The organism is Nonomuraea sp. NPDC051941, assembly GCF_044593615.1.
The window spans coordinates 57,232-65,457 of the sequence record NZ_JBIUCF010000067.1 but is presented as its reverse complement, the minus strand read 5'-3'; the positions used below and the strand labels follow the sequence as shown (position 1 = coordinate 65,457).

Sequence of the window (8,226 nt, the reverse complement as noted above, 5' to 3'; positions counted from 1 at the left end):
CAGCCGTTCAAGTCCCTGTCAAATTGACCCGACTTGCTCGACCTGCTGGAATTAAGACCCGCCCCGCTTCCGGGACAACCCCTCTAACTTACCAGGCCATCCGATCCGGTGCGAATCCACCGAAGGGCGACCTTCGAAGTAAGTGGGATTTGCCGGGCGTCTCCGGGAGTCTCTGTGGACTCCCTCGGCCGCCCTGCGCGAAGCAACTCTAGCAGCCTGACGCACCCACTTCGCGCCACTCAGGTAATCACGTGGTTGTTCCCTCACCACGCAACGCCCAAACCTCACCAAGGACACCCAGGTCGGCGCCCCAGCTGTCAAGCCGTCGGCAAGTCATCCGCAATCGCTGCCAGGTACGAAGTACCTACGAGCAGACTGCGCTCTCGGAGGTGCCCGCTATGACCCGCTCGGAGTTCGACGACATCCGTGCCTTCCTCGCCGACGAGGCGACCCATGCCGGAGACCTGCTGAGAATCGCAAGGACGCTGATCGACGACCTCGAACACGCCCGTATGCGCGAGGCCGTACTCCGTACCCACTACCTGCGTCTGCTCACGGCGGCGCGGGCGACGGTGGCGGCCGACATCGCGGACGCGCCCGACCCCATGGCGTTCCTCAAGCACGAGCTGTCCGAGCGCGGCCAGATGCCGGAGGACGGCGAGGCCGTGCAGCGCATCCTGGCGGACGCCCGTACGGCGGCCCTGCTGCTCGCCTGCCTGGAGGAGTCCGTCCCCCAGCGCCCGCGCGGAATGCGCCTGCGCCGGTGCGTCGGCATGAGGCGGACCCTCCCGCATTAGCCGCTGACCCGATGAGCACTCGGCCCATACCCGGCCTTGGCTGACCGGCTGTAAGACTTCGCATATGTGGCAGCGCGGGTTGAACTGGGCGGCAGTCGCACTAGTCGGGATATTCGGCCTTATGTGGGTCGGCATCGTGGTTTATGCCGATCAGAGCTCTTCCCTCTGGATGCGGGTCGTGCAGGTGGCCTTCGGGATCCTGCTCCTGGGCTGGGCCGTACAGCGAGCGGTCGTGATGCTCGTCAGGCCGTCAGCCCACTGCTACTCGGAGGAGGCCGACGGCTGGAACCGGTAGCCCATCCCCGACTCGGTCAGCAGGTGCACCGGACGGGCGGGGTCCCGTTCGAGCTTGCGCCGGAGCTGGGCCATGTACTGGCGCAGGTAATGCGTCTCCTTGAGGTAGGAGTCTCCCCAGACCTCCCGCAGCAGCTGGCGCTGGCTGATCAGCTTGCCCGGGTTGCGCAGCAGGATCTCCAGGAAGTGCCACTCCGTGGGCGTCAGCCGTACCCCTCCCGAGATCGTCTTGCTGGAGAGGTCGATCACGTGATCGCCCAGCCGCACCGTGGCGGTCTCCTCCTCGTGCTGGCCCGTGCGGCGGGTCACCGCGCGGACGCGGGCGAGCAGCTCGTCGACGCTGAACGGCTTCGTCACGTAGTCGTCGGCGCCGGCGTCGAGCGCGTCCACCTTGTCGGTGCTGTCCGCGCGCCCCGAGAGGACGATGATCGGCACGGCGGTCCAGCCGCGCAGGCCCTCGATGACCTCCACGCCGTCCAGATCGGGCAGCCCGAGATCGAGGATGACCAGGTCGGGATGCCATTCGGCGGCCTGGCGCAGCGCCGAGCCGCCGTCGGCCGCAACGGCCACCTCGTACTGCCGGGCGGCCAGATTGACGCGCAGCGCACGCAGGATCTGCGGCTCGTCGTCCACCACCAGCACGCGGGTCACGCGTGTCTCCGCAGCGAGACGGTCATGGTCAGTCCCCCTCCGGGCGTGTCCTCCAGCACGAGCGTGCCGCCCATCGCCTCGGTGAGGCCTCGCGAGAGCGCCAGGCCGAGCCCCACGCCCGTGTGACTGGCGCGGTCGCCGAGCCGCTGAAACGGCATGAACACCCTTTCATGCGCTTCCGGCGGAATTCCGGGGCCCCGGTCGATGATGCGGATCTCCACGTTGTCACCGTGCCAGCTGGCGTTGACGACCACGGGCTCGCCGTCGGGGCTGTAGCGGACGGCGTTCGACATGACGTTGACGAGCACGCGCTCCAGCAGGGCGGGATCGGCCATGATCTCGGGGACGATGGGCGGGAGGTCGCTGCGGATCTGGTCGCGTAGCGGGCCGAGGTCGTCGATGGCGTGCGGCAGCACGTCCTCGATCGCCACGGGCTCCAGGTTCACGCCGAGCACGCCTGCTTGGAGGCGGCTCATGTCGAGGAGGTTCGCGACGAGCCGGTCCAGCTTGATCAGCGACTCGTCGGCGGTGGCCAGCAGCTCGCCGCGGTCCTCGTCCGACCAGGTCACGTCGGTGCTGCGCAGGCTCTCGACCGCCGCCTTGGCCGAGGCGAGCGGCGTACGCAGGTCGTGGCTGACGGCGGCCAGCAGAGCGGTGCGCATCCTGTCGGCCTCGGCCAGCGGCTCGGCCTGCTCGGCCGCCTCGCGCAGCCGCTGCTCGCGCAGGGCGACCGCCGCCTCCGCCGCGAACGCCTCCAGCACCCGCCGGTCGCTCGCGTCCAGCAGCCGTCCCCGGGCGGCGAGCACGAGCCGTTCGTCGATCACGACGTCGGTGTCGGCCGTACCCGGGCTCGTGCACGGCACGCCGCCCGAGGTGGCGACGATGTGCCAGTCGTCCGTACGCTCCAGCAAGGTCACCGAGCCGAAACCGAACGTCTCCCGCGTCCTGGCCAGCAGCGACGGCAACGCCGCGTCACCCCTCAGCACGTGACCCGCCAGCGTGGACAGCACCTCGGCGTCCGCCCGCGAGCGCGCCGCTTCCCTGCTGCGCCTGGCCGCCAGGTCGACGACCGTGCTGACCATGACCGCCACCAGCACGAACGTGGTCAGCGCGAGCACGTTCTGCGGCTCGGCGATCGTCAACGTGTGCAGCGGCGGCGTGAAGAACCAGTTGAGCAGCCCGAACCCGAGCACCGCCGCCGTCAACGCCGGCCACATGCCGCCCACCAGGGCCACCCCGACGACCAGCAGCAGGAAGAGCGGGATCTCGCTGGGCAGCGACAGGCCCAGCGGCCGGAGCGCGGCCGTGAGCAGCGGCGGCCCGAGCAGCGCCAGCCCCCAGCCGGACAGCCGCCGCCTGCGGGTCAGCGTGGCGCTCGACCGCGCCCGCCCGCGGCCCGTCCTGGTCGCCTCGTGCGTCACCATGTGCACGTCGATCGACCCGGACAGCGCCGTCGTCGTCACACCCACGCCGCGCGCGACGATCTGCGCGAGCCGTCCCCTGCGCGACGCGCCCAGCACGAGCTGGGTGGCGTTCACGCCACGGGCGAACTCCAGCAGCGCGTGCGGGATGTCGTCGCCGACCACCTGGTGATAGGACCCGCCGAGGGCCTCGACGAGGGCCCGCTGGTGCACCAGGTTCGCGGGGTCGCCGCCGGAGGTCAGGCCGTCGGCGCTCGTGACGTGCACGGCCAGCAGATCGGCTCCCTTGCTCCTGGCCGCGATGCGCGCGGCCCGGCGGATGAGCGTGTCCCCTTCCGGGCCGCCGGTGAGGGCGACCACCACGCGCTCGCGGGCCTCCCAGGTGCCCGCAATGGCATGGTCGGCGCGATATTGGTCGAGTTGCTCGTCCACCTTGTCCGCTAGCCAGATCAGGGCGATCTCCCGCAAGGCGGTCAGGTTGCCGACGCGGAAGTAGTTGGCCAGCGCGGCGTCGACGCGATCGGGCGGGTAGACGTTCCCGTGTGCCATCCGCCGGCGCAGCGCCTCGGGCGCCATGTCGACAAGCTCGATCTGGTCGGCCCGCCGCACCACCTCGTCGGGTACGGTCTCCCGCTGCGACACGCCGGTGATCTGCTCGACCACGTCGTTCAGGGATTCGAGGTGCTGGATGTTGAGGGTGGAGACGACGTCGATGCCGGCGTCGAGCACTTCGTCGATGTCCTGCCAGCGCTTGACGTTGCGGGAGCCGGGAACGTTCGTGTGGGCGAGCTCGTCGATCAGCGCCACGGTGGGGGCGCGGGCGATGACGGCATCGACGTCCAGCTCGGTGAACGTCGCGCCGCGGTAGGTCATCGTCCGCCTCGGCAGGATCTCGAGTCCGTCGAGCAGGCCGGCCGTCCTGGCGCGGCCGTGGGTCTCGACGAAGCCCACGACCACGTCCTTGCCACGTTCGCGGGCGCGGTGCGCCTCGCTCAGCATGTCGTACGTCTTGCCCACGCCGGGCGCCGCACCCAGGTGAACGCGCAGCCTCCCGCGGGACGTGCTCCCCATTCCTCCAGGTTACGGCTGGTACGGCGGCGCGACCCCCCAACCCCAGTGGGGCACGGGAGCCTCGAGCGGAGGCGTGGCGTCCGGCTGGGAGTTGTGCCTGGCCAGCCTGGTGCCCCATTCGACGTAGCCGGCGAACGCCGCCCTGAACTCGGGGTCGTCAGGCAGTCCCACTTCGTCGGCCGCGTCCATGAGGAGATTCACCCACCTGCGGCGCTGGGGCTCGGTGATGGCCTTGCCGAGGTGGTGACGGAGCATGTTCGGGTAGCCGCCGCGTTCCTTGGTGTACCGGTCGGGGCCGCCGAAGACCTCGCTGAGCCACATCGCCACATATTTGGGGTGATCGGGGTCCATGTGCGCGAACAGCGGGCCGATCAGGTCGTCCTTGACGACCGTGCGGTAGAACGCTTCGGTGAGCCGCTCGAACGCCTCAGTGCCGCCGGCCCAGTCGTAAAGGGTGGGTTCACTCATGTAATGATGTAATCATTCGCCGGGCGACGGCGGCAAGGTCGGAAACGACAAAGTCCCTGGTCTCCGGATCTCTCCGGTGACCAGGGACTCTGGCTTGGTAGCGGGGACAGGATTTGAACCTGCGACCTCTGGGTTATGAGCCCAGCGAGCTACCGAACTGCTCCACCCCGCGTCGGTGTCTCTGGATATAACTATACAGGGCCCGCGACGGTGCTTTGACCAACGCCGACTCCGAACTGCCCGCCGTCCCTTGAGGAAGAGCCGCGGACGGCCCACGCAGGTCGGGGAACGCATCGCCGGACCCCCGTGGGACCAATAGCAAAAGCCCGGACTCCGATTAAGGAGCCCGGGCTTCTGGGCTGGTAGCGGGGGCAGGATTTGAACCTGCGACCTCTGGGTTATGAGCCCAGCGAGCTACCGAACTGCTCCACCCCGCGTCGCGTTGTTGCCTTTAAAGACTAGTGGGCGACGAGGGGTGGACGCAAACCGATTGGGCTAGGACGTGCCTGCCGCTTGCGATCCCGTAGGCGATGGCGAGACGGAAGGCGCGCTCGACGGCGCGACCGACGGGGTCGCCGACGGACTGGCGGATGGAGTGGCCGACGGGGTCGCCGAAGGCTTGGGCTGCTGGGCGTTGGCCCCTTCCAGCGCCTTCAGCGCCTCCTCCAGCCGCTTCTGCGCCTCGCCGTAGGCGTCCCAGTTGGGCGGACTGGACTGCAGGGCCTTCTGCGCGTCCTCGTACGCCTTCTTGGCATTGGCGATCGCCGAGTTGATCGCCGTGTTGGCCTGGTTGGGGACGTTCTGCTCGGTGGGGGTGTTCGGCTGCTGTTGCTGGCCGCCGAAGACCTCTGCGAGCGCCTTCTCCAGGTCCGGCCCGACGCCGATCTTGTTACCGTACGACACCAGGACCCGCTGCAGGATCGGGTACGGCTCCTGGCCACCGCCCGCGGCCACCTGGACGTACACCGGCTCGACGTAGAGCAGGCCGCCCGCGTACGGCAGCGTCAGCAGGTTGCCGTACCGGAGCGACGAGCTACCCACGCCCATCACGTTGAGTTGACCGGCGAGGCGGCTCTGGAAGGCGTTCTGCACCTGTCCAGGGCCCGGGATGGGAGTGTTGGACGGCATGCGCAGGATGCGCAGCCGGCCGTAGCCGGAGCCGGCCGACGAGTCGACCGCCATGAACGCCGACAGGTTGGCGCTCCCCTGCCGCGGCACGAACGTCGTCGTCAGCGAGAACGTCGGCGTGCCGCCCGGCATCGTGGTGGTCAGGTAGTAGGGCGGCTGCTTGATGTTCTTGTCGTTCTGCGTGGGGTCGCCCGGGACGTTCCAGAAGTCCTGGCCGTTGTAGAAGGCGGCCGGGTTGGTGATGTGGTAGCGCGACAGCGTGTAGCGCTGCACCTTGAACAGGTCTTCGGGGTAGCGGACGTGGTTGCGCAGGTCGGCGCTCATCTCCGAGGCCGGGCGGATGACCCCCGGGAATGCCTTGCTCCAGGTCTTGAGCAGCGGGTCGTTGGTGTCCCAGCCGTAGAGCGTGACCGTGCCGTCGTAGGCGTCGACCGTGGCCTTGACGGAGTTGCGGATGTAGTTGACCTTGTCGCTCGGCTGCTGGGCGATCACGCGGCGGTCGGTGGACGCGTCGCGCGTCATGTCGCCGAGGCTCTCGCTCTGCGAGTACGGGTAGTCGTTGGACGTGGTGTAGCCGTCGAGGATCCAGGTGATGCGCCCGTCGACGATCGCCGGGTAGGGGTTGCCGTCGAGCGTGAGGAAGGGCGCGACCTTCTGGACCCTGTCGCGCGGGTTGCGCACGTACAGGATCTGGGAGTTGTCGTTGACGTCGCCCGACAGCAGGATGTTCGCCTCGCCGTACTTGGCGGCGTAGACGAGCCTGTTGAGGAACGAGCCGACGCGGACGCCGCCCTTGCCGTCGTAGATGTTGTCGGCCTGGCCCGTGCCGCCCGTCTGCGGGTAGTCGAGCTCCTTCGTCTTCGGGTTGCCGCCCGCGATGATGTACTCCTCGGCGGCCGGCTCCTCGCCGAAGTAGATGCGCGGCTGGCGCAGCCCGGTGGTGGTCGCCAGGGGGCCGGTGACCGGCATGTCCTTGGCGTCGTAGTTGGGCAGACCGCCGCCGTCGACCTGGTTGCCCGGCGCGGCGACGAAGCCGTAGCCGTGCGTGTAGACCAGGGCCCGGTTGATCCAGTTGTTCTGGCCCTCGGGCGGACCGGTCATCTCGCGCACGCCGACGACGTGGTCGACCAGCTTGCCGGTGCTGTCGGGATAGCGGTCGACGTCGAGCGTGTCGCCGAAGTTGTAGAAACCGCGGATGCGCTGCGTCTGCTCGTACGTCGAGGACAGCAGCGCCGGGTCGAGCAGCCGGACGCCGGAGACGGAGGCGTCGCCCTCCTTCTGGACCTTGGACGGGTCGGACTCGGCGTTGTAGTTTTCGACCTCGGTCTTGTCGATGTTGTACGCCTCGCGCGTGGCGTTGATGTTGCGCTGGATGTAGGCCGCTTCCTTGCCCTGCTGGTTGGGCTTGACCTGGAACTGCTCGACCAGCGCCGGGTAGACGCCGCCGATCAGGATGGCCGAGAGCACGAGCAGGCCGGCCGAGACGCCGGGGAGCATGCCGCCGGGCCTGAAGATGCCGGCGAAGAACAGGGCGGCGCAGATCAGCGCGATGATCGCGAGGATGGTCTTGGCCGGCAGGACGGCGTTGACGTCGGTGTAGGAGGCGCCGTGGACGAACCCGCGGTCGGAGAAGACCAGGCCGTAACGGTCGACGAAGTAGGCGACGGCCTTCAGCAGGACGAAGACGCCGAGCAGCACCGACAGGTGGACGCGGGCCGCCCTGGAGGCATGCACGCCCGGCGACTGCAGCCGGAACCCGCCGTACAGGTAGTGCGTGATCGCCGCCAGCACGATCGAGATGATCACGGCGGTGAACAGGAAGTTCAGCCCCATCCGGATGAACGGGTAGTCGAACACGTAGAACGAGATGTCCAGCCCGAACAGCGTGTCCTGCTTGCCGAACGACTCTCCGTTGACGAACTTCAGCCACGTCTCCCACTGGCCGGAGAAGGAGGAGCCGGAGAAGAGGGCGAGCAGGCCCATGCCGACAATGAAGATCAGCTTGCGGTGGGGGTCGAGCGCCATGCGGTAGCGGTCGGCGCCGCTGCCCCCGCCGAACATCGCCGGCCCGAACATCGGCCGCGTCCGGAAGGCCAGCAGCATGTTGCCGCCCGCGATGCCGACCATCAGCAGCGCGCCGACCAGGAACAGCACGATCTCGGTCAGCAGGACGCCGGTGAAGATCGACGTGTACTTGGCCGCGTCAAACCATAGATAGTCGGTATAAATACCGGAAAATAGGAAAAATAGCGCCACGATCGCCACCAGAGCGATCGCCACAGGCAGAAGCAGTCTCGGACGGCGGGGCAAGCGCATCGCCCTACCGGCTCCTGGGGTCCGGAAGCTCAAGGCCAACCCCTCGTCGTGATGAAGAAACGGTCCGTGTCTGGCAACTT

6 protein-coding genes and 2 tRNA genes are annotated in these 8,226 nt (G+C 68.4%); 2 read left to right on the top strand and 6 right to left on the bottom strand.

Going from position 1 to position 8,226, the window contains the following annotated elements; translation table 11 throughout:
* The first annotated feature begins 398 nt into the window (after positions 1-398).
* Together ACIHFD_RS60415 and ACIHFD_RS60410 are read left to right on the top strand one after the other, a co-directional pair.
* Entirely contained in the window at positions 399-797 is a 399-nt protein-coding gene (locus ACIHFD_RS60415) for a hypothetical protein (protein ID WP_363971073.1), read from the top strand.
* A gap of 121 nt (positions 798-918) precedes the next feature.
* On the top strand, positions 919-1,092 hold the full coding sequence (locus ACIHFD_RS60410; RefSeq protein WP_397374647.1) for a hypothetical protein: 174 nt from the start codon (positions 919-921) through the stop codon (positions 1,090-1,092).
* On the opposite strand, the gene ACIHFD_RS60405 is transcribed toward ACIHFD_RS60410, so the two are convergent.
* The 6 genes from ACIHFD_RS60405 to ACIHFD_RS60380 all read right to left on the bottom strand — a co-directional run bounded on the left by ACIHFD_RS60405 (position 1,059) and on the right by ACIHFD_RS60380 (position 8,146).
* Positions 1,059-1,742, bottom strand: a complete 684-nt coding sequence (locus tag ACIHFD_RS60405; RefSeq protein ID WP_355197088.1) for a response regulator — start codon at positions 1,740-1,742, stop codon at positions 1,059-1,061. The two genes, ACIHFD_RS60410 and ACIHFD_RS60405, sit on opposite strands and share 34 nt — an antisense overlap.
* The gene (locus ACIHFD_RS60400) at positions 1,739-4,234 is read right to left on the bottom strand and encodes a DUF4118 domain-containing protein (RefSeq protein WP_397374645.1); all 2,496 of its coding nucleotides are present in this window, start codon (positions 4,232-4,234) and stop codon (positions 1,739-1,741) included. The genes ACIHFD_RS60405 and ACIHFD_RS60400 overlap by 4 nt, the downstream gene beginning before the upstream one ends.
* A gap of 9 nt (positions 4,235-4,243) precedes the next feature.
* Entirely contained in the window at positions 4,244-4,702 is a 459-nt protein-coding gene (locus ACIHFD_RS60395; protein ID WP_350725362.1) for a group II truncated hemoglobin, read from the bottom strand.
* Positions 4,703-4,797: 95 nt separating this feature from the next.
* Positions 4,798-4,874 (bottom strand) — tRNA-Met (locus ACIHFD_RS60390).
* Positions 4,875-5,062: 188 nt separating this feature from the next.
* A tRNA-Met gene (locus ACIHFD_RS60385) sits at positions 5,063-5,139 on the bottom strand.
* Between the two features lie 58 nt (positions 5,140-5,197).
* Entirely contained in the window at positions 5,198-8,146 is a 2,949-nt protein-coding gene (locus ACIHFD_RS60380) for a UPF0182 family protein (RefSeq protein ID WP_397374644.1), read from the bottom strand.
* Positions 8,147-8,226: the final 80 nt, after the last annotated feature.

Coding starts and splice junctions, on each gene's coding strand:
- ACIHFD_RS60415 (WP_363971073.1), top strand. CDS start 399: ATGACCCGCTCGGAGTTCGACGACATCCGTGCCTTCCTCGCCGACGAG.
- ACIHFD_RS60410 (WP_397374647.1), top strand. CDS start 919: ATGTGGGTCGGCATCGTGGTTTATGCCGATCAGAGCTCTTCCCTCTGG.
- ACIHFD_RS60400 (WP_397374645.1), bottom strand. CDS start 4,234: ATGGGGAGCACGTCCCGCGGGAGGCTGCGCGTTCACCTGGGTGCGGCG.
- ACIHFD_RS60395 (WP_350725362.1), bottom strand. CDS start 4,702: ATGAGTGAACCCACCCTTTACGACTGGGCCGGCGGCACTGAGGCGTTC.
- ACIHFD_RS60380 (WP_397374644.1), bottom strand. CDS start 8,146: ATGCGCTTGCCCCGCCGTCCGAGACTGCTTCTGCCTGTGGCGATCGCT.